Genomic DNA, 20,433 nt, shown 5'->3' with positions numbered 1-20,433 from the left:
AGTGACATCTCCCGGCGCTGACCTATCGGTACAGCGCGGGCTTCCCATCCTCACGAATGGGCTTTCCTGCGTAGCACTTACCTATCAATTGACCCGGCAGGACGCTGCGTCCGGCAGAAACGCCTGGGGAACCCCCAGGCGACGCGGACTTGTCAGCAGGCTGTTTCCTTTCCGCAGTCGTCCCTGCGTACTTACTGATTCCTTCAGGTCTGCTTTCCCAAGCGCGGGTTTCCCGCGCTTGGGTCAGACCTCTATTTCTGATTACTTCGGCTGCGGCTACATCACGATTGTTGGTGTAGCCGCATTCGCATTCATGCCAGCGAATTGAAAGGTCGTTACTCCACTCTTTTTCACATTTAGGGCACTGTTTGCTTGTTCCTCTAGAGTCTACTTTTGCAAAGAATTTCCCTCTTTGCCAACAGACCCACTCCAAAATGGATCGGAACTGTCCAAACCCACCGTCAAGCATTTGCTTTCCGAACATTCCTTTTGCACTTATGCGGAAGTCCAAATCCTCCACGAATATGGAGTCTCCCAGATCACAGATTTTGTGAGCAAGCTTGTACTGGAAATCCTTTCGCTTGAAGGCAATGTGATTGTGGAGTTTTTCTACTTTCTTTCTGGCTTTATCGTAATTTTTCGACCTTGATTTTGAGAGTTAAAGCCCCATCTCCACAGCCTAAATCTAGAATCGTTTCACCACTTTTTGGCTTGAGCAATTCCAGTACAGGATGAGCCAGTTCCGGCACGAAAGAGGCATGATTGATATTATTGTTGCGCGTTCCAAGTTTGTGATGTCATTCCGGGGCAGTTGGGTGAATTGAGCTATTCCTTCATTCTTCATGAATCTTAGCAGTTTTATCCAAGTGATCCGAATAAGGCAAAGATGCCATCAGTCACTAGCTGAAGCGCGATCGCGAGAATGAAAAAACCCAACACTTGATTAAACGCAGTCAATCCACTTTTGCCTAGCATTTTAACCACGGGTTCTCCCAAAGCCAAACATAAATACAAAATAGCTCCCAATAATCCAATGCCAATCAAGCTGCCTAAATAATCCCACCCGCTTTCATTCTGTGCTGCCAAAGCAATGGTCATGCCAATTGCACCGGGACCGCTAACAATCGGAATTGCCATTGGAATCAGAGAAATGTCTCTGGTCTGAAGGGTTTCCTCCTGATTCGGTGCAGAGGGAATGGATGAATGAAACATCATCTGCCAACCCGTTTGTCCGACCAGTAATCCGCCTGCCATTTGCAACACACCCAGAGAGATGCCAAAAAAATCTAGAATTAACTGACCGGCGAGGAAAAAGATGACAAGGATAACCACGGCATTGAGCGCAACTTGTCTGGCTTGACGACTTCTTTTAGGAGGACTAAGTGGACCAGCCAAACTATAAAAAATGGGAACGACCCCCAAAGGATTGGCAATTGGGAACAAGGCAAGAAAAGTTCCCATAACCGAGGAAACAAGTTGATACGCCATAATGTCTCACTGCTTCAATAGATACTGAGTGAATTGGGTTGGAAAAGTGTAAGCCCCATAATATTAAGTAATGTAACAATTACTTGACAGAGAAACCTCTCTCAAAAAGCGGAACTAACTGGGGAAACGTCATCCCTGCACGATAGGCAATTCTTCCTAACAAGTTTTGTATCTGCGCGATCGAGACTTCTCAACTCTAATCTTTCAATTTCAACATTCAGGAAGTTTTCCGCGTTATTCTAGAAGCTGCTGAAACACCTGAAATAGGGATAATCATGAATACCCGATTAATTAATTCTATTGTGCAAGTGGTGCCGTCTTTATCGAAAGAAGAACAGCAAATGCTCATCAGTGAACTTAATACTATTATTGAAACGCCAGCATTCAGCGATCGCACAACCCAAGAAGAACAAACAGATGCTTGGGATGTCTTTTTATCTTTAGGAGAAGAATCAACAACTGGAAACTTGAAAAATCCTTCTATTAATCACGAGCGCTATCTCTATCAACAACCAGAATAAAATGTCTTTGCCGAAACTATTTGTTGATACCAGCGCTTGGGTTGCAATGACTGACAAAAGAGATACCTACCATGCTTTAGCTATTGCATTTAATCAAGAAATTTCCCGAAAGGTTAGCTTTTAATACGGATAAACATGGGTAGAAGTTAACTCAGCTTCACCTTAGTTTTGGGATCGAAACAATTATATGAACCCATCCGGCAAAAATAAACTAGAATTTCAGTGATTGCCTAATCTTGTTTTTTGACCTGTTTGAAGAGTCTCATGCTATGACAATAGACATCAATTAATGTTAATTACGGTTAAACAATGTCAACGGAAAAAAGGAGGAAGCAAAATCCTCCCAAAACTTCAAAACGACTGATTAAGAGGATTTATCAAGCAGGCTTTCGGGTTCGCACTCGCTATCGTTCCGGAAAACCTTTTTATGTCATTTACCAGGAGGGAGCGGAAAAAGCTGGCTTTTGGAATCGACAAGAAGCATGCATTTTCTTGGTTGCGGAAACCATTCTGATTAATTTCAGAGTTAAGCCATAATCATTACAGATCAAATCATTCAAAATCCTTGCTATCTCCAGTATCAGAAACCGACAAAGTGAGGGATTTTGGAAAGTTGCTTGACATCAGGTTTCGTAATTTTTTCCGACTGCATTTCAGTTGCTTCTGAGAAGTGGTTGGCGGAAAATTGGCAATCTACTCCATTAAGAGTGCGTAAAATTCGTTCGGCTGGGAAAGTTGATTAGCCACGGCTGTTTGCTCAAGACGATTCCCGCTCACTATACTGTGGTTGTTTTTCATTAGGGGTGACTTCTGGGGATCCGACCTCAGATAGTGTCGTTTTATGGACTCGTTTGATTTCCGGTTCTGTGGCTGAGACAATGCCAATTTCTGATGATCTCATTGTATCTTGGCAAATTGCAGCTGATCCGCAAATGCGTCATGTCGTATCGCGTGGGACAACAATTGCCTCAATCAAACCATTTTGAGACTTTTGTGAGTTCATTTTGCCACAATTAGCTACCTCCGTTCCTTTTGTCTATTTTACTTTTGATTACAGAAGTCGCCGTAAAGCCCACGTGCTTTAGCCGTGGGATATAAGGCGGGTTCTGTAATAGGGGAAGTGCTATATCAATGACTGGGAACCAAACGATTGTAGCGCGTCAAAGATTACGATTGATCGCGCGATCCCGCACAGAAAACCTCTTAGCAGCCATCATGACACATTGAGACTCAAATAGTCCAAATTTAGTCCAAGTGTTAGTCCAAAATTATCAAATATGAGACTAGCAAAGGCTGGAATGCTTGTATGGAAAGAAACCTTAAAAGCGGGTGATGGGATTCGAACCCACGGCATTCACCTTGGCAAGGTGACGCTCTACCGCTGAGCTACACCCGCGTGGAACTCAAGCACCTTTTAATCTTGTCATAGGGAATTGGGCTTTGTCAAGTCTCAACTTGAAATTATTTTTGTTCAGGATGAGTTTCCACGCGGGAGGGAACAGCAATGGGAAACTCATTAATCCGCCGAATCAGCTTATAAAGTCGCCCTAAGTCCCGCTGGTTAAAGTGAAATACCAGACGAGGCAGATTATTAGTCCCGTCACCGTTTTCTTCCCTCAGCGGAGGGCTTTTCTCAAATTTCCCACCCACTAAAATGTCACTAAATTCTTCATTGAGTAACGCCACTTGTTCATCAGAAGGTTCCCCATTTAAGCGCATCACCAATAAGTCGCCCACATAACTGCTGGAATGATAGACGCGGTAGAAATGATTAATTGCTTCACAGGCGACATCGAGATCATCAGTAATGGTATAGATACAGTTATCATCAGGACTGACTAAGCCATCGTGAATCAAATGATGTCGGATATAACGATCCCACGCTTTCCAATAGTCGCCACCGGGTTTATCAATCAAAACCAAAGGAATCGGCGGTTGTCTTCCCGTTTGACACAGGGTTAAACATTCAAATGCTTCATCCTGTGTGCCATATCCTCCTGGAAACAGCGCGATCGCGTCACTTTCCCGTAAGAAAAAGAGTTTTCGGGTAAAGAAATACTTAAACCCGATCAGTTTTTCATCATTATAGATATGTTCATTGGCTCCCTGTTCAAAGGGGAGTTGGATATTTAAGCCGAAGGAGTTTTCTCGTCCTGCCCCTTCATTCCCAGCCGCCATAATCCCGCCCCCGGCACCCGTCATAACCATAAAGCCCTGTTGAGCCAGACATTTTGAAAATTCTTTTGCTAGAGCATATTCTTCTGTATCAGAGGCAATGCGCGCCGAACCAAAAACTGTGACTTTACGGGTATGGCGATAGGGTTGAAACGTCATAAACCCGGCTTCAAGATCTTGTAGCGTGCGGGAAATAATTTTCCAATCGGTTGTTGCAATGTCTTCACCCACCAGGCGGATTAAAATTTTTACCGCTTGTTTAATCCAACTTCCTTTTTCTGTATCGGGAAGGCTCTCAATCAAATCCTTAATTTCATTTGCCACCGTATGGGGGCTGCTTTCACTTTTCGGAGATACATCCATAAAAAAACCTGCTTAGCTGATGACGTTAGTCGATTTGCGCCTACCTAACCGAACACCAGTTTGGGTGAAAATAGGGAAGACTTCACTGTCACATAGTTTCAGATCCGTCTCCCTAAACACTTTTACTTTGGTTAAGTCATAAGTAACCCAATTAACTTTTTTCAAGTAAGTTTTTTGATAATTTGGGTCTAATGAAATGCAACTATAGATACTTTTCTAAAGTATTCGCCAATGTGGTTTTCGGGACAGCGCCAACTACCATATCCACGCGCTGACCATCCTTGAAGATCATTAGGGTGGGAATGCTGCGAATACCATATTGACTTGCAACATTAGGATTTTCGTCAGTGTTGACTTTTACGACCTTCACTTGACCTTCGTATTGTTCGGAGATTTCATCAACAACCGGCGCGACCATACGGCAAGGCCCACACCAAGGTGCCCAAAAATCCACAAGAACCGTAAGTTCACTTTCTAAAACTTCCTGTTGGAAGCTGCTATCGGTGACTTCTGCAGTTGCTACCATACCCTAAATCCTTATTTCAATCAGCTTTTTTTAACTCAGGTTGGGAATTCATCCCCTGATTTAATTTTATTTTATCAGTTTTCGCTGCCTCTTTCGGCGCTGAACTGACTTTACAGAAAGATAATTTAACTTAATTTGTCTTTCGGCTTCCTAAAATAACAAAGTCTTCCTTAATTTTGTCGAAATTGATAAAATTAGAAGTAATTTTTCCGCCAAAAGTTAGACTTTGCTGTTAAATAATATTAGTCTCATGGTAAAGTCAGAGGGAAAAAGAGAAAGCCGCCCGAACGCTGTCCGGACGGAGTGTGGTGTGAGGAGTGAACGGAAATATGTTTTCCGCTATTTCCATTGTAAGCAAGAACTTGGGGTTTTGTAGCTTCCGGATTAAAATTTTCCTAAAATCGATCACAAGTGGGCAAAGTCGCTGAAAATTTCCCTCAATTGGCGGTAATATCAATAAGGCTAAAATAAGTTTGTAAAGAGACCAACAAAGGTCTGGGTAGGAGGGGTATGCTGTTTCCGTTAAATCAGGCAACGGAGAAGAAGGGAATTATTGTGAGCGCGATCGCGTTTTTTGTTATCACTCTAATTTTGATTCTGCATCGCCACTTTACGTTTTACTCGTCCTATGACCAAGGGATTTTTAACCAAGTCTTCTGGAATGGCATTCACAGCAATTTCTTCCAAAGTTCTCTCTCTTCTCAACTCTCCACGAATGTGGTCCACAACGACGAAGTGCCCTATGTTGCCTATCATCGTCTCGGACAACACTTTACCCCCGCCCTATTACTCTGGCTACCGATTTACGCGCTTTTTCCCAATCCAGCAACCCTGTCAGTTCTACAGGTTATCTTTGTCACAAGTGCAGGCATTGTCCTCTATTTTCTCGCCCGAGAGTATGTTGATAACACCGTGGCGACGTTAATCAGCGTCAGCTTTTACGCCGCGAATGCAATTCTTGCGCCCACCCTTGCCAACTTCCACGACATTAGCCAAATTCCCCTTTTTGTCTTTAGCCTCCTCTTCGCAATGGAGAAACGCTGGTGGTGGCTGTTTGCCCTGTTGAGCGTTTTTATTTTAGCGGTTCGGGAAGATAGTGGCATTACCCTGTTTGGGATTGGGGTTTATATGGTGCTCAGCCGACGCTTTCCGCGCCTTGGTGTGATTGTGTGTACGGTTAGCTTTGGCTATCTGCTGGTTCTGACAAATTTAATCATGCCCCTCTTTTCCGAAGATATTTCCAAACGGTTCATGTTGGAGCGATTTGGACAATATGTGGAAGGCAACGAAGCCAGTACCCTTGATGTGATTTGGGCAATGATCACGCAACCGTGGCTGTTGGTGATTGAACTGGTTACCCCCGTCGGTCGCACGATTCGGTATCTACTGGGACAGCTTCTCCCCTTTGCTTTTATTCCGGCGGTTGCACCTGGGGCTTGGATGATTGCCGGATTTCCCCTGTTAAAACTCCTTTTGGGAAAAGGCTTTTCGGTGCTGGCGATAACGATCCGGTATGCCATGGGAGTGGTCCCTGGTCTGTGTTATGGGGCGATTTTATGGTGGGGCGGACAAGGCGTTTTACGGTTTAACCAGCCTCTAGAAACCCTGACCCCACGTCCCCTCTCCCGTAAATTTCGTCGCTTTTGGGTGGTTTGTATTGGCTTGACGCTTCTTTTAACCCTCACATCAAATCCCAATCGAACCCTTTATTTTCTGATTCCTGACTCGGTTGATCCGTGGGTTTATGTGTCGTTACCGGAACAATGGGAACACTCTGGGAATATTTACCGTTTGATGAACAAAATTCCCCCAGAAGCGAGTGTGGCTACAACCACTTATATTATTCCCCATTTATCCGGGCGACGAGAAATTATCCGCTTTCCGGCATTGCAATTACGCAATGATCAAGAAACTGTGGAATCAGTGGAGTACGTATTAGCCGATTTATGGCGATTGCGTCGGTACCAAGTCGCCTTTGATGATGATTTAGTCCGGTTACGGGCAATGACGTACCGGATTGAAGAGATGACCAATCAGGGAGACTATGGCATTACTGATTTTAGAGAGGGTGTTATCTTACTGGAAAAGGGAGCGGATAATAATTCTCAAGCCTTGAATCAGTGGTTAAGTTTCAAAACAGAAATCACCCCCATCATTGAAGGAAAAAGGACGATGAATTAATTGGGCATTAACTGTTCGACATCCAAGAGAAAAACAGTCATCGTTTCCTTCTCCTCTTGTAAAACCGCCACATGGGAACAAAAACCAAGGGTATCTGTTTTGCGGTACGATGCCGGTAAAACCCGAACGCGATCGCGCGGGAGATTCATTAAAGTTGGGGCTTTTTTGACGAGTAACCCCAGCGCTTCCTGTTGGCTTTGCACAACAATCAAATGGCTGCCGATGGGCGCGTGAACGAAGCCGCTTTGGCGAGGTTCCGTAAAAAGTTTATATTCGAGATCAAAGACAGTTAATTCGTAATCTTCGAGATGGGCGACGCCGACGCCTCGTTCCCCACTGCCTGCAATCGGAATTTGCGATAGCACCCGATAGACCGCTTGAATGGGAACGGCTAAGGTTAACTCACCCACTGGGAAAGTTACCACACGGAGAGTATTCGTTGTCGTTTCAACAGTTTTCATCGTTATAATAAGCTTTCAATCGCAGAGATAAATTCTTTTTCAAGATAGGGTTTTGTGAAGTAGTTATCAGCACCGAGGTGTTTACATAATTTGCGATGTTTATCGCTACTGCGGGAGGTTAACATTACCACCGGAATCTGTTTTAAGGTTTCATCTTGACGGCGATAACGGAGAAACTCAAAGCCATTGAGATTGGGCATTTCAATATCACAAATCACTGCCTTCGTATCAGGTTGGCGTTGTAAAACAGAAATCGCTTCCCGTCCGTCCCCTGCTTGTAACACTTGATACCCGGCGCGTTGGAAAGTCAGGGTAAGGGTTTGTCGTTGGGTCGCGGAGTCATCAACAATTAAAATTGTTGGCATTTGGTTGGCAACCCCGGGCATCGCAGTTGTGCCAATGGCTGAAGATTTCGGGGTTTGTTGCACGTCTTCTAAGAGAGCAAAACTATCTAACACTGGAACAATATTCCCATCCCCCAGGACAGTACAACCCGAAACATAAGCGGGTGTTGCAACGGCACTGCCAAACGGTTTAATCACTAATTCTTGTTCGGTGACCACCCGATCCAGTTCTAGGGGGAAAAATTGGTCGCCTCGGCGTAAAATCAGCAGTGGACAAGCACGCTCTTGCGGTCGCGCGATCGCGCCCAAGGCTTTTAAATCGGGAGACGCCGCCGGAACAGAACAGTTATACTCTAATAAATCACTGAGATGGTAAATCGGTAAAGCTTGGTCATGCCAATTGAGAAAGCGTTGTCTTCCCGTTTGCTTCACCTGATCTTCGCTCGGAACTAAAATCTGTTCAATATTATCCGAGGGTAAAGCCCAAATTGTCGTTTCCACCAAACCAATTAATAATTTTGCCATGGACTGGGTGGTGGGCAGATTGAGGGTAAAGGTAGTTCCCTTTCCGGGTTCAGAACGCAAGCTAATGGTTCCTTTCAATTCCCGAATTTGCTCGCGAACCACATCTAATCCCACGCCACGTCCCGATAAATCACTCACTTGCATAGCTGTGGAAAAGCCGGATTCAAACAGCAAGTTATATAATCGTTCTGAGGAGGCTCTGCCTAGTTGTTCTTCATTTAACAAGCCGGTAGCTAGGGCTTTCGTTTTAACGCGCTCTAAGTTAATCCCACTGCCATCATCGGACACTTCGATTACAGTTTGATTCCCTTGATAATAGGCACGAATTGCAATTTCTCCTGCTTCCGGTTTACCAGCTTTCCGTCGGGTTTCTGAGGCTTCAATGCCATGATCGAAAGCATTGCGAACTAAGTGAGTGAGGGGATCATAGAGTTTTTCTAAGACACTTTTATCGACTCTAACTCCCGTTCCTTCTAACTGCAAACGGGTTGGTTTATGGTATTGATGAGAAAAGTCACGCAAGATACGCGGAAAGCGGTCCAGAATATTACTTAACGGCAACATCCGCGCCCAAATTAATTCATCCCGCAATTGTTCCAACATTTTACGCTGTCCTAACAAGGTTTGCTCGGACTGTTGAGTAAAGAGCGAAACGTCTCCTACGGATTCTTCAATTTGCGCCGTTTCTTCCAAGAGTTCTTGTAAGACGGCATTTAAAGCGCCATATTGATCCAGTTCGAGACTATCGAAGTCCAGATCAAGAACCGACTCCGGTTGCTCAGTTAAATTAAAAGAAGCAGTGCCATTTTCGTTTCCGGTCGTTGGCTGCAAGGCGGCTGGGCGCTGGTTACTTTGACTGATGATTTCTTTGTCAGAAAACTCTTCGAGGCGTCCGACTAAGTTTTTAAAGCGAGAAAAGCGGTTGAGTAATTCTCTTAACCCTCGTTGCAGTTGTTCGTTTTGTACCGCAAGGCTATTCCGTTGAATGACCAGTTCCCCTAACTGGTTATCCATGGTTTGTAAGCGCTCTACTTCCACTCGTATAGAGGGTTTGGATCCAGCAGCAGGAGCAGCGGTAACACGAGTCGGAGTGGGTTGCTCTCCTGGCTGTTCGCTGGGAGAACTTGGCAAATTGTCAGCAAGCGGAAGTTCCTCAAAGCTCTGCTGGAGGGTAGTCACCGCTTCTGCTAAGGATTCTGGTGCTGCTTCGGTTTCGCTCTGTTCATCAGCACTGGTAATTGCTTCTGTGCTGTCTGTGTCTTCTTCACTAAAGAGGTCATCAGCACTAGCCGCGATCTCGCTTTCTTCGGTTGCAGCAAATAAGTCATCAACACTGGTAATCGCTTCTGCGCTGTCTATGTCTTCTTCACTAAAGAGGTCATCAGCACTAGCCGCGATCTCGCTTTCTTCGGTTGCAGCAAATAAGTCATCAACACTGGTAATCGCTTCTGCGCTGTCTGTGTCTTCTTCATTAAAGAGGTCATCAGCACTAGCTGCAATCTCGCTTTCTTCGGTTGCAGCAAATAAGTCATCAACACTGGTAATCGCTTCTGTGCTGTCTATGTCTTCTTCACTAAAGAGGTCATCAGCACTAGCCGCAATCTCGCTTTCTTCGGTTTCAGCCAACCAGTCATCAGGACTAGCACTTGCTTCTGGAGTTGTGTAAGCTAATAATTCCGGGGACGGTTCGCCGCCGCGCTTGCGATCGCCGTTCAAAAAGGCATTGCGTCCGGCTTCTACATCTTTAATCACAATCCGAGCAATCTCTAGACCTTGTTGAGGATGAGCATCTAAGGCTTCAATCGCGCGCTGAGCAATTTCTCCAAACCCGCTTAAACCAGTAATTTCAGCTAATCCAGCAAAGACTTCGGCTTCCGCTCGGACTTCTCCGGCAACTTCATATTGTTCAGGATTGGCAATCACAGTCTGCAAGCGTTCCAATCCTTCTTCGACATCCACTTGAAAAATCGAGGAAGCCATATCAACCCCTAAATCTTCTGAACTGGGGATAAAATCTGCCCCTTGGGTCATGGCATCTCCGAGGTCAGTTTCAATCTCGGTGAGAATGGCTTCCGCTTCGGCAACCGCTTGTTCGGCATCGTAATTGCCAGTGGCAATTTGTTCGCTGAGGGGTTGGTGTAAACAATCGTAAGCTTGCAGCAGCTTGCGTTCAAAGTCGGGAGTGATTTGGTCTTCGGCGTGGTAAAGGGCTTTAAAAATGTCTTCTAAGCGATGAGCAATGGATTTAATCCCGTCTAAACCGACACCCGCTGCTCCTCCTTTGATCGAGTGCGCTGCCCGCATAATGCTATGCACTTTGGCCGTACTGTATTCTTCTCGGAGATTCAGAAGACCCGATTCGATACTTTGCAGGAGTTCTGGGGCTTCAGCAACAAAGAAATGATAGGCTTGGTCACGAATATGGGGATCAAGAGACATAATAATTGGGAATGGGTTATGAGTGATTCTAAAGTGTTCTCCCCCGTTTCTTTTCCCAGAATTGGGGGAGAGACAGTCTTATTCAACTTTGAACTGTCCAACGTTCTGTTCTAAGTTTTGAGCCGTTTGGAGCAGTTCCTTAAAGGAGTCGGATACTTGCGTGGCACTTTCAGAGGTTCGCTGCGCGATCGCGGCAACATCTTTAATCGTTTGGTTCACCTGTTCCGAGTCAACAGACTGAGTTTTCGCCGCTTCGGCAATTTTTGCCACCAATTCATTAATTTGGTTGGATACACCCGTGATCTGGTTCAGGTTCGCTCGTGCTTCTTCTACTAGTTGCGTCCCGCTAACCACCTGTTCCGTTCCTTGTTCCATCGCCGTGACCACTTCATTAGTCTCCGTTTGAATTTGGTCAACCAAGTTAGAAATTTCCGCCGTCGCATCTGCTGACTGTTGTGCCAACGCCCGGACTTCATCCGCAACCACGGCGAAGCCTCGTCCTTGTTCACCAGCACGGGCAGCCTCAATGGAGGCGTTTAACGCTAACAAGTTCGTCTGGTCGGCAAAGTTACTAATCAGGTTCACCACCTGAGAAATTTTCTGCGAGGATTCCCCTAACCGTTTTACTTTTTTCGCCGTTTCAGCCACCGTTTCCCGAATCGACATAATCCCATCTACAGTCCGGTTCATCGCTTCATCTCCGGCTTTTACCGTTTGTGCCGATTTCTGAATCGCCCCTTCTGCTTCAGCGGCACTTTCAGATACCGCATTAATCGAGCGGGTCATCGCTTCAATGCGATCGAGGGCAGCTTCAATTTCTCGCGATTGCTCTAACGCCCCCTGTGAAAGCGCTTGCACTTCGGTTTCGTTTTTCGTGGTGGTATCCCCCACTGCTTGGGCGGCTTCTTTTACCTGTCCGACAATTTTCCGTAAGTTTTCAACCGTCGAGTTATAAGAGTCCGCAACCGTACCAATTTCATCGTCGGTTACACTGGCATTAATCGTTAAATCCCCTTTACTGATGGGATCGACCTGCATCAGTAATTCTAGGGCGCGGCGTTGCAATTTTTCTTTCTCTTGCCGTTGTTCTTCTTCTGCTTTTTGCAGGTCTTCTAAGAAACTGAGTCGAGCTTGCGAACTCCCAATTTCTAAAGCTAACCGCTGCATAAATTTGATTTCTCGCTCTTGCCACTCATAGGGGGTATGGCAGTTGTGAGCAATCAGTAACCCGTAGAGACTTTCCCGCACAATAATCGGCACCACTAAGTTAGCGCGAATTTGTAAATCTTTCATTAATTGCAAGTGATCCGGATGGAATCCGGCATTGAAGACATCGCGGGTGGGAACCACTCGCCCCTCTAAATAGGCTTGACGAATTTCTTCGGGAATACAGGGGTCTTTAATTTCCCGTTCTTTAGCCGGTTTTAACCCTTCAATAACAGATTCGTTGGCAATATAGCCGCTGCCATCTTCTTGGAAGCGATAGATCACCAAACGATCGACCTGCATTAACCCTCTCGCTTCGGCTAAGGATTGATCAGCGAGTTCTTTGAAGGCTTCTTCACTCGTAACCGGCGTACTGGCAACTCGGGCCAAGAAACCCGTTTCTGCAGAGTCCCGACGGAGTTCGGCTTGGGTGACTTCTAAGTTGGAGACCATGCGGTTTAAATCTTGAGAGAGTTGCCCAATCTCATCTTCGCGATTTTCAGTACCTTCCATCCGCAGCCCATAATTTCCACTTCCCACTTTTTGCGCAAAGTTTGACAATCGGAGAATCGGAGTAGAAAGGTTGCGAGAAATCAAGAGAGCTATGCCCGCTCCCACGAGAAGGATTGAAGCACCTATCCCATATTGAATCAGTGCCGCTTGGCGTAATACTGCATTAATTTGGGTTTTCGGGTCTCCGATATAAGCAATCCCAACCGTTTCGCCTTCATGGTTATAGAGAGGGCTATAAGCCGTCAGATACTCAATCCCGATAATGTTGGCTTCCCCGAGGAAGGTTTCTCCTCGATTGAGCACGGTGTCGGCAACAACCCGAGAAACGCGAGTACCAATGGCACGGGTGGTTTCATCGGTATAAGGAACGTTGGTACTGACCCGCCAGTCTTGAGCAAAAATGGTTGCAGTAGATGTGCCAGTTGCTCTTTGAATGTCATCCACAATTTCGTAGTTGCGGTTAATTAAAGTGCCATAAATCACAGTGCCTACCAGCTGATTATTCCGAATCACCGGCTGGACGCTCATCAGCACCATCCCGCTTTTCCCCTGTTCAATATCATAAGTGCCTTCCGGATAGGGTTGTTTCGGTTCTGGTAAACTTTCTATTTCTTGCTCTCGCAAGCCAATTGCCGCTTGTTCTGCCAGTCCCAGCTGTTGTAAAACATCGCTTTTTAGGAGTTCAACACTGGTAACCCCTTCTCCGGTTTGTAGAACTTTTTGCACCGCGGGAACATCACTGAGAGGAATACCAAGGGGTTTAGAAACGCTTTTTACCGCTTCCTCTTCCTCTTCTTCCCCTTCTTCTGCCTCTTCTTCTAGATCACTCGGAAGCAGGGGATAACTCGAAAAATCCTGATCAAGCTGCTGAATGCGCTGAGCAACCGTTTCCCCCTGTCGATTGGTAATGATATAAAAACTCTCATCAGAATCTTCTTCAGTTGTATTTTGCAATACTTGCGCTGCCGCATTGGGGTCATTGAGATCGGCTTCTGTCACTTTGGCGAAGGTAACCGTAATCCCGGCTTCTTCTTCTAATTCCTCTAAATTATCGTCAATTGCCCCTTCTAAGGAATTTAATTGGAGATTGAGAATTCGATTTAAATCTATCAGTAATTGTCGTTCTTCAAGGTAGATCGCAGCTTGAGTAATGGCAACTACTGGAACCGCCACACTACCCACAACCAGTAGGGTCAGTTTATTGCGGAAGCTAATATTGTTCCAGCGCTGTCCGAGTTTTTGCCACCAGGAACGATTGCCTTGACTTGGGTCTTGAGTTGACTCTTCTTGAAGCGGGATCGCGGGCACTGATTTTTTAGAAGTCTCTGTTTGAGGACTTTTCCCGTTTTTACCATTCAGTTGTTCTTTTTTGGAAGAAGTTTGTGTCATGACGGTATACTGTGGTAAGAAAAATATAAAGAATTTAAGAAGGTTGGGGCATTTGAGCAAAAATGGCAGCCCCTGATAGCACCATCAACATTTCTCCCTCTGGCGTTAACCAATACCCCCGTAAAACGCGAGCGAGTTCGGCAGTAAAGGTCGATTCCGGAGGAGACTGAATTTGATCCGGATTAATCCGAATCAGACTTTCAACCCGATTGACAATTAAACCGAGTGCTTGGCGATTTCCAGCTTGATCTTTGCCTCTGAGGATGAGTAACGGTAAGCTGGGGCTAACCAAAGACTGTTCTGCCAAAGGGGTGAGCCCGATCAAATTTCCTAAGTCAACCACCCAGAGAATTTCTCCGCGCCAGTTGTAAACCCCCATCACGCAAGGGGGCAGTTTCGGGATGGGAATTACCTGACGGGTATTGACTGTTAACACTTCACTCAGTTGAGAAACGGGGAGTAAACCGGTCGTTTCTGGAACAAGATAAAAACGCAAGAATTGATCGGTTGCTGTCTGTTCTGCATTAGCAACTGGAAACAATAGGCTAGGGTTGAACTGAGAAGAAGAGGAAGAAAGCACGATTTTCTAAGGGATAAACTTACTTAACAACTTGTTGGAGAGTACGAGCCAGTTCGGCAGAATCGACCGGTTTGGTCAGATAGGCATCGGCCCCCTGTTTCATCCCCCAAAATTTATCCATGTCGCTATTTTTGGTTGAGCAAATAATAATTGGGGTTTGACGAGTGGATTCTTCTTCTTTGAGTTGACGACAGAGTTCAAAGCCGCTGCGATCTGGCAGCACCACATCCAGGACAATTAAATTAAAGGGCTGTTTTTGAACTTGGGAAAGCGCTTCATCATGGTTGGTGGCTTTCACGACGTCAAAGCCATTTTCGCCAAGATAGCTGGACATAATTTGTAAGTCAGTTTGGGAATCTTCAACAATGAGTGCTTTTTTCATGATTGGGTTACCTTATAATGGGTTTGCAATTGAGATATTCAGGACTGATTTAAAGTCAGGTTTATCCAGAGGAAAAACCTGAATTGGCATCTGGTTCATGACTCTGGGCAGGGGATAAGTATTTTTGCAATACTTCCAAAATCGTCGTGCGTTGGACCGGCTTGCTGAGATAGTGAGTAGCCCCAACCATCTTGGCTCGCATCCGATCAATTAATCCATCTTTTCCGGTCAAAATAATAATTGGAATTTCTTTCAAGCTGGAGACTCGTCGCAGTTGTGTACAAATTTCATAGCCATTCGTATTCGGCATAATTAAGTCCAGAAAAATCAAATCCGGTTTGGTTTTTAATAAGGTGGCATTGGCTCGCAAGGGATCATTAATACCAATAAAATCATACCCATTGTCCCGAATAAATTGTTCTAAGGTTTGAGTAACTTGGGGACTATCATCAACACAAGCGACTAACAACCTTTGCGTGGTTTCCGAAGAACTATTGGTTACTGACCTTTTAGAAACAATTTCTGGTAAATTTAAGTCAGGAACATCTTGAAACGTTAACCAGCCTTGTTGGTAATATTCCCAAAAAACTTTGGTAATCGAAACAATATCTCGTTTGGTTTCAATTGCGATATCACGCAGTGTGCGTTTTCCGGTGAGGAGCCGTTTGAGAGTTTGAAAAGTTTTTGCGGCAGTCGCTTGCTGAATGCTAGTTGCATCTTCTATAATTGGCGCTTGATTCGGTAAACAATAACCCAATCCTGATTTTTGCCATTGCTCCCATTGTTGTTGAGCAGTTTGGATCAATTCTTCAGTTGATTTAGCCACTTCCCGGGGAACAGGAATATATTTAGTGGGACGAACATTTTCAAACCATTGATGCTGTAGTCGTTTATTGTTCTCTTGTTCAGTTTTGACTTGAGATTCCAAATAAATAACCTGCAATAGATCAAAGAGAACTTCAAGTTTGATTTGATTGGCAATTAAAATAAATTGATTAATACTAATTTTATTTTCGACTTTAAATAAGTCAGATAAAAGGTCATAATAAGCCGATTCTGCTTTCCAATCGATCTCAAGATTATGAGTAAACTGAAATAACTCAACCAAGTTATGTGGATAGCAATGACTCAACTGACGATAAATACGTCGTTGTTCATGTTTGCCACCACTTGCCCAAATCAAGCGCCCGAGGCTAAAGTAAAGAGACCAAGGTTTTTCGGTGCTATTAACTTCCCTAATTTGTAATAGTCCCGTGTCAGAGTGTTGACTACGGTGATACATTTCTTTGAAGATATAATTGATATTCATAAGGGTTTAGTCCAATGAATGTTGGTTATTTTTCCTAGCACCGGCTTGTGAATTTTAAGGTGCAATAATTCATTAATCCCCTCTTGATTTCATCCTTTGACATTTAATCCCATACTGAGTTGTCAGTAATATTGCTCCTCTTTTGATGACATGCTGAAAATGTGATTTATGTGACCAAATAAGCTGACTCCTAGGGGTGAATGACTTAGCGAAAAAAAAACACTATTTCGCTAACATTACTCCTCTGAGAAAGATTGCTTCAAATTAATGAAGGTGACAGTTTTGTGAGCTAAGTCTCAAAATAAATGTCTATAAGTCAAATAATACATCTACTTCAAAACATAATAAAACCGTGTTTCTACGAATTTTCCTGAAAGATCCCTTCATTCTTGATTAAGAAAAATAAAGCCTTCTTGGTATAAAGAAGGCTCATATTTCAATACTTCTCGTTTAAAGGCGATACTGATCGGTGGAAGTAGGGAAAAGGAGCAAGGGGAAAGGTGATTTTAACCCTTACCCTTACCCTTTAACTTTGTCCCCATCTTTACCAATCAATAGGGAGGCTTATTCGAGAAGTATTGGGCTCATATTTCAGTCAAAGATTACGCCTTCCTAAACCGCGGAATGAGGAGGGACCCTGCGCGGGTTTCCCGCGCAAAGGAACGCCCGACGATGCGGTGCCGCTTTCCAACTGGAATTCGATTCCAGTTGGGTCGGCACGGAAGGCGCCTGTCCTCACTAAAGCTCCGGTGACCGTTGGTCAGTAAGCTGAGTTCGGGGTAAGGAAAAAACAGGCAATCATCTGAGAATAGCTCCTTGCTTCACTTCACCTGTCTTATGTTCACTTTAGATTCCGTACATCCAACTTTCTGCTTCTTCTATCCCTAAACCTTCGCGGATAATTTCTGGTTGATCGCCAGTGAGATCAATGATTGTGGAGACCTCAGTTGTCACATCTGATCCATCATCGAGAATAATATCCACCTGTTTGTCCATGGCATCGAATAAACGAGCTTTTTCATAACCCAGGGTGGGTAAATCTCCTGAATCATTGGGAAGATAAGCGGAAGTGGAAATAATTGGATTACCCAACGTCTTTAAAAGAGATTGACAGACAACCTGATCGGGAACGCGAATCCCACTGGTTTTTCGCTTCGGGTTCATGACCAGTTTCGGCACCAACTTCGTTGCCGGGAGTAAAAAGGTATAAGTGCCCGGAATGAGGCGTTTCATGAGGCGATAGGCATCATCACTGACGTGGGCATAATCAGCAATATTGGATAACGAGGAACACAAGAAAGTAAGGGGTTTTTCATTACTCATCCGTTTGAGAAAACGGACTTTTTCGACTGCGGACTTGACATTCAGGTCGCAGCCAATTGCGTACACGGTATCTGTAGGATATAACATAATTGCTCCATCCTTTAACGCTTGCGCAACGGTTTCAAGAATTCGCTCTTGGGGCGTTTCCGGATGAATTGAATAAACTGTAGCCATGAGAAAAAATAGAGATGAGTTGGACAACAGAAGTGCTAACCGTGTCTAGAAATGCTTTCTCATTGTAGTGGGGAAACCTTAACCAAGAAAATGATGGGTGGCAGCAATTCGCCCAATTGCCCCACACAGCTGAACAGTCAATCTTTCAATTTTTACCAGATAACCGATAACCCATCCCGCGAACCGTTTGAATGTAATTCGTGCCTAGCTTTTTACGAAGATAGCCCACATAGACATCGACGACATTAGAACCGACAGCATAATGATATCCCCAAACTTGATCAAGCAATTGTTGCCGAGTCATTACTTGATTGGGGTGGCGCATAAATGTCTCCATAAGAATAAATTCCCGCGTCGAGAGTTCAACGAATTCACCATCGACAGTGAGACGACGGGTGCGTAAGTCTAAGGTCAGATTTTGAACTTGGAGCAGCTGAAACTGATCACTTGAGTAGCCATTATTGTTCACAGACACTCTTAATCGAGCCCGAATTCGCGCTAATAACTCTTCAAAGCGAAAGGGCTTGGTGACATAATCATCGGCACCCCATTCAAGCCCAGTGACTTTATCCTGAACATCATCGCGAGCGGTAACAATGATAATGGGTGCAGAAAACCCTTGCCCCCGCAAGGCTTTTAACAGGGATAAACCATCCTCACCGGGAAGAGATAAGTCAAGTAAAATGAGGTCAATCTGACTATCGAGCGCGATCGCTGCTGCTTCTTCAGTGGTAGTGGCTACCGTTGTCATAAATCCATTAGCCTTTAAACCCTTTTCTAGAAAAGATGTAATTCGGCATTCATCTTCCACAATCAAGATCTGAGTCATCATGCCACCTCTGCATTCGATTTCCAAGGAAAAATTAAAGTAAATGTCGCTCCTACACCAAGTTCACTACTTAATTCCACAGATCCGCCATGCGCCTTCATCATTGCAGCCACAATTGCCAATCCTAAACCAGCGCCTTCCGAGGCACGAGAACGATTAGTCGCACGGGCAAACCGATTAAAAATACGCTGTTGATCGGCTTCAGCAATCCCCTCTCCTGTATCTCGAACCCAAAAGCGTAGGGTTTGGGCAGAAACTGCACTCCCTAATTCAATCGTGTCTTCAAGCTGAGTATGTTGAATGGCATTTTCCAACAAGTTCATCAAAGCCCCTGTCAAACGCTGACGATCTCCCCAAAAAATTCCCTCTGCTGTTGCCGCTAATTGCCAGTTGCGATCTGCAAGCACGATTGCTTTACTGAAGACGTCTTGGATAAAACGCTGTAGATCGATCCTCTCAGGCTGTAAAAAATGATTCTGCTCTGCCTTTGCCAGTAAAATCATGTCATTGACAAACCGTTTCATACGTTCCAATTCATCGGATACGACAGCCAGCGTTTGCGCTTGGTCTTGCGGATCAGCCGTCATGACATCAAGATGTCCTTGAATAATTGTGATTGGTGTTCGCAATTCATGACTAACATCATTAATAAAGTTGCGTTGCCTTTCAAAAGCATCTTGGACGCGATCCATCATGAGGTTAAAAGTACTGGCTAATTCTGCCAGTTCCCCTCTCCCTTCGACTGCTAAACGTTGATTCAGATTATTTTCATTAATACTTTGTGCCGTTTTGGCTAACTGTTGAACTGGCTTGAGAAGTTGATGACTGGCTACCCAAGCCAGCAAAAATGCCACTAGCATGACTCCAAAGGCAACTTCAATAAAGATACGAACTGCTGCCCAAGCTTCTGCACGTTCACCCGCTGTCAGGTGAACAGCAACAAAAAGCCCTGTTGGTTCATTGTTGATTTCTAAGATGTGGGTTTTGTAAACCACACTGCCCACTTCTGGATCATCGACTGATACAGTTCCGGCAACTGATGTGTTTAAGGTGATCCATTTGGGCAGTAATTCCGGGTGAGACTGAATCACCGAGGGCAATGGGGTGGGTTTTGAGTGATAGAGCTGATTTTGAAGGATAATTAAGTGAAAATTATCATCTTCAGGAAGAGTTGTTGCTAAAAATTCATTGACGAAAGTGACCAGTGCCTCTTCAGTTTCTGGATTTTGGCTCTCCCATTGTTGATAAATTATCCGAAAATTCGCCAATTCTTCACTTAGATTTTCTTGTACCCGGCGATCCACTTTTGAAAAGAAAAGCACTTGAAAAAGAGGAATCGCAATGGTGAAAACTCCTAGCAAACTGATGAAATACAGCAATAAAATACGATTTCGCGTTGATTTGAAGTAAGAACGCAAAAATTGCCCAAAATAACGAAGATTAAGACAATTAATGACTAATTTCACAGCAATTTTTTTGAGGTCGGGAGTGGGAAGTGAAAAATTTCAGGCTTGAACTCAGCTTTTTCAATAAGTTAGACCCGTATTAATACGGAAAAGTTCCAATTCTCTTAGTACGGGTCAAGTGACATCCTCCAGCACTCAATCAGAGATTAGAGTGCTGGCTTCCCATCCTCACGAACGGGCATTGCTCCCCTACGCCAGTTATCTAGGCACATCGCCCCCGACACTTCGACGGGGCTTAC

General features: G+C 44.7%; 16 protein-coding genes, 1 tRNA gene and 2 pseudogenes. 4 read left to right on the top strand and 15 right to left on the bottom strand.

Features of this window, described 5'->3' with window-relative positions; all coding sequences use genetic code 11:
• Nucleotides 1-22: 22 nt before the first annotated feature.
• The 3 genes and pseudogenes from GVY04_21120 to GVY04_21110 form a co-directional block, all read right to left on the bottom strand.
• On the bottom strand, nt 23-484 hold the full coding sequence (locus GVY04_21120) for a transposase (GenBank protein ID NBD18532.1): 462 nt from the start codon (nt 482-484) through the stop codon (nt 23-25).
• 163 nt (nt 485-647) lie between these two features.
• Nucleotides 648-767, bottom strand: a pseudogene (locus tag GVY04_21115) (SAM-dependent methyltransferase).
• A gap of 91 nt (nt 768-858) precedes the next feature.
• A complete protein-coding gene (locus tag GVY04_21110; GenBank protein ID NBD18531.1) occupies nt 859-1,488 on the bottom strand; it encodes an NAAT family transporter in 630 nt (209 codons plus the stop codon).
• Nucleotides 1,489-1,763: 275 nt separating this feature from the next.
• Here GVY04_21110 and GVY04_21105 point away from each other — a divergent pair, with 275 nt between their 5' ends.
• From GVY04_21105 to GVY04_21095, 3 genes and pseudogenes are all read left to right on the top strand, one after another.
• Entirely contained in the window at nt 1,764-2,009 is a 246-nt protein-coding gene (locus GVY04_21105) for a hypothetical protein (protein ID NBD18530.1), read from the top strand.
• Nucleotides 2,010-2,318: 309 nt separating this feature from the next.
• The gene (locus tag GVY04_21100) at nt 2,319-2,546 is read left to right on the top strand and encodes a hypothetical protein (protein NBD18529.1); all 228 of its coding nucleotides are present in this window, start codon (nt 2,319-2,321) and stop codon (nt 2,544-2,546) included.
• Nucleotides 2,547-2,758: 212 nt separating this feature from the next.
• Nucleotides 2,759-2,980: pseudogene (locus tag GVY04_21095) on the top strand (hypothetical protein).
• Nucleotides 2,981-3,333: 353 nt separating this feature from the next.
• On the opposite strand, the gene GVY04_21090 reads toward GVY04_21095, so the two are convergent.
• The 3 genes from GVY04_21090 to trxA all read right to left on the bottom strand — a co-directional run bounded on the left by GVY04_21090 (nt 3,334) and on the right by trxA (nt 5,073).
• Nucleotides 3,334-3,405: transfer RNA gene (locus GVY04_21090), tRNA-Gly, on the bottom strand.
• Between the two features lie 65 nt (nt 3,406-3,470).
• Nucleotides 3,471-4,547, bottom strand: coding sequence for a cytochrome D ubiquinol oxidase subunit II (locus GVY04_21085; GenBank protein ID NBD18528.1), 1,077 nt, complete (start codon nt 4,545-4,547; stop codon nt 3,471-3,473).
• Between the two features lie 202 nt (nt 4,548-4,749).
• Nucleotides 4,750-5,073 (bottom strand): thioredoxin, encoded by a 324-nt coding sequence (gene trxA / locus GVY04_21080; protein NBD18527.1) that lies wholly within the window; start codon nt 5,071-5,073, stop codon nt 4,750-4,752.
• A 510-nt stretch (nt 5,074-5,583) separates the two neighbouring features.
• Here trxA and GVY04_21075 point away from each other — a divergent pair.
• A complete protein-coding gene (locus GVY04_21075) occupies nt 5,584-7,254 on the top strand; it encodes a DUF2079 domain-containing protein (protein NBD18526.1) in 1,671 nt (556 codons plus the stop codon).
• Here GVY04_21075 and GVY04_21070 read toward each other — a convergent pair.
• From GVY04_21070 to GVY04_21030, 9 genes are all read right to left on the bottom strand, one after another.
• Nucleotides 7,251-7,715, bottom strand: a complete 465-nt coding sequence (locus GVY04_21070; protein ID NBD18525.1) for a chemotaxis protein CheW — start codon at nt 7,713-7,715, stop codon at nt 7,251-7,253. The two genes, GVY04_21075 and GVY04_21070, sit on opposite strands and share 4 nt — an antisense overlap.
• 2 nt (nt 7,716-7,717) lie before the next feature.
• The gene (locus tag GVY04_21065; protein ID NBD18524.1) at nt 7,718-11,023 is read right to left on the bottom strand and encodes a response regulator; all 3,306 of its coding nucleotides are present in this window, start codon (nt 11,021-11,023) and stop codon (nt 7,718-7,720) included.
• Nucleotides 11,024-11,101: 78 nt separating this feature from the next.
• On the bottom strand, nt 11,102-14,131 hold the full coding sequence (locus tag GVY04_21060; protein ID NBD18523.1) for a GAF domain-containing protein: 3,030 nt from the start codon (nt 14,129-14,131) through the stop codon (nt 11,102-11,104).
• 34 nt (nt 14,132-14,165) lie between these two features.
• Entirely contained in the window at nt 14,166-14,711 is a 546-nt protein-coding gene (locus tag GVY04_21055; GenBank protein ID NBD18522.1) for a chemotaxis protein CheW, read from the bottom strand.
• Nucleotides 14,712-14,730: 19 nt separating this feature from the next.
• A complete protein-coding gene (locus tag GVY04_21050; protein ID NBD18521.1) occupies nt 14,731-15,093 on the bottom strand; it encodes a response regulator in 363 nt (120 codons plus the stop codon).
• 61 nt (nt 15,094-15,154) lie between these two features.
• On the bottom strand, nt 15,155-16,375 hold the full coding sequence (locus tag GVY04_21045) for a response regulator (GenBank protein ID NBD18520.1): 1,221 nt from the start codon (nt 16,373-16,375) through the stop codon (nt 15,155-15,157).
• A gap of 873 nt (nt 16,376-17,248) precedes the next feature.
• Nucleotides 17,249-17,899, bottom strand: a complete 651-nt coding sequence (locus GVY04_21040; protein ID NBD18519.1) for a threonylcarbamoyl-AMP synthase — start codon at nt 17,897-17,899, stop codon at nt 17,249-17,251.
• A gap of 145 nt (nt 17,900-18,044) precedes the next feature.
• Nucleotides 18,045-18,728 (bottom strand): response regulator, encoded by a 684-nt coding sequence (locus GVY04_21035; protein ID NBD18518.1) that lies wholly within the window; start codon nt 18,726-18,728, stop codon nt 18,045-18,047.
• Complete coding sequence (locus GVY04_21030) at nt 18,728-20,146, bottom strand: HAMP domain-containing protein (protein NBD18517.1); 1,419 nt, start codon at nt 20,144-20,146, stop codon at nt 18,728-18,730. Before GVY04_21030 ends, GVY04_21035 begins: the two co-directional genes overlap by 1 nt.
• Between the last annotated feature and the right edge of the window lie 287 nt (nt 20,147-20,433).

Source organism: Cyanobacteria bacterium GSL.Bin1 (assembly GCA_009909085.1).
In the GTDB taxonomy this organism is placed as follows: domain Bacteria; phylum Cyanobacteriota; class Cyanobacteriia; order Cyanobacteriales; family Rubidibacteraceae; genus Halothece.
This window is presented reverse-complemented; position numbering and strand designations above follow the sequence as displayed.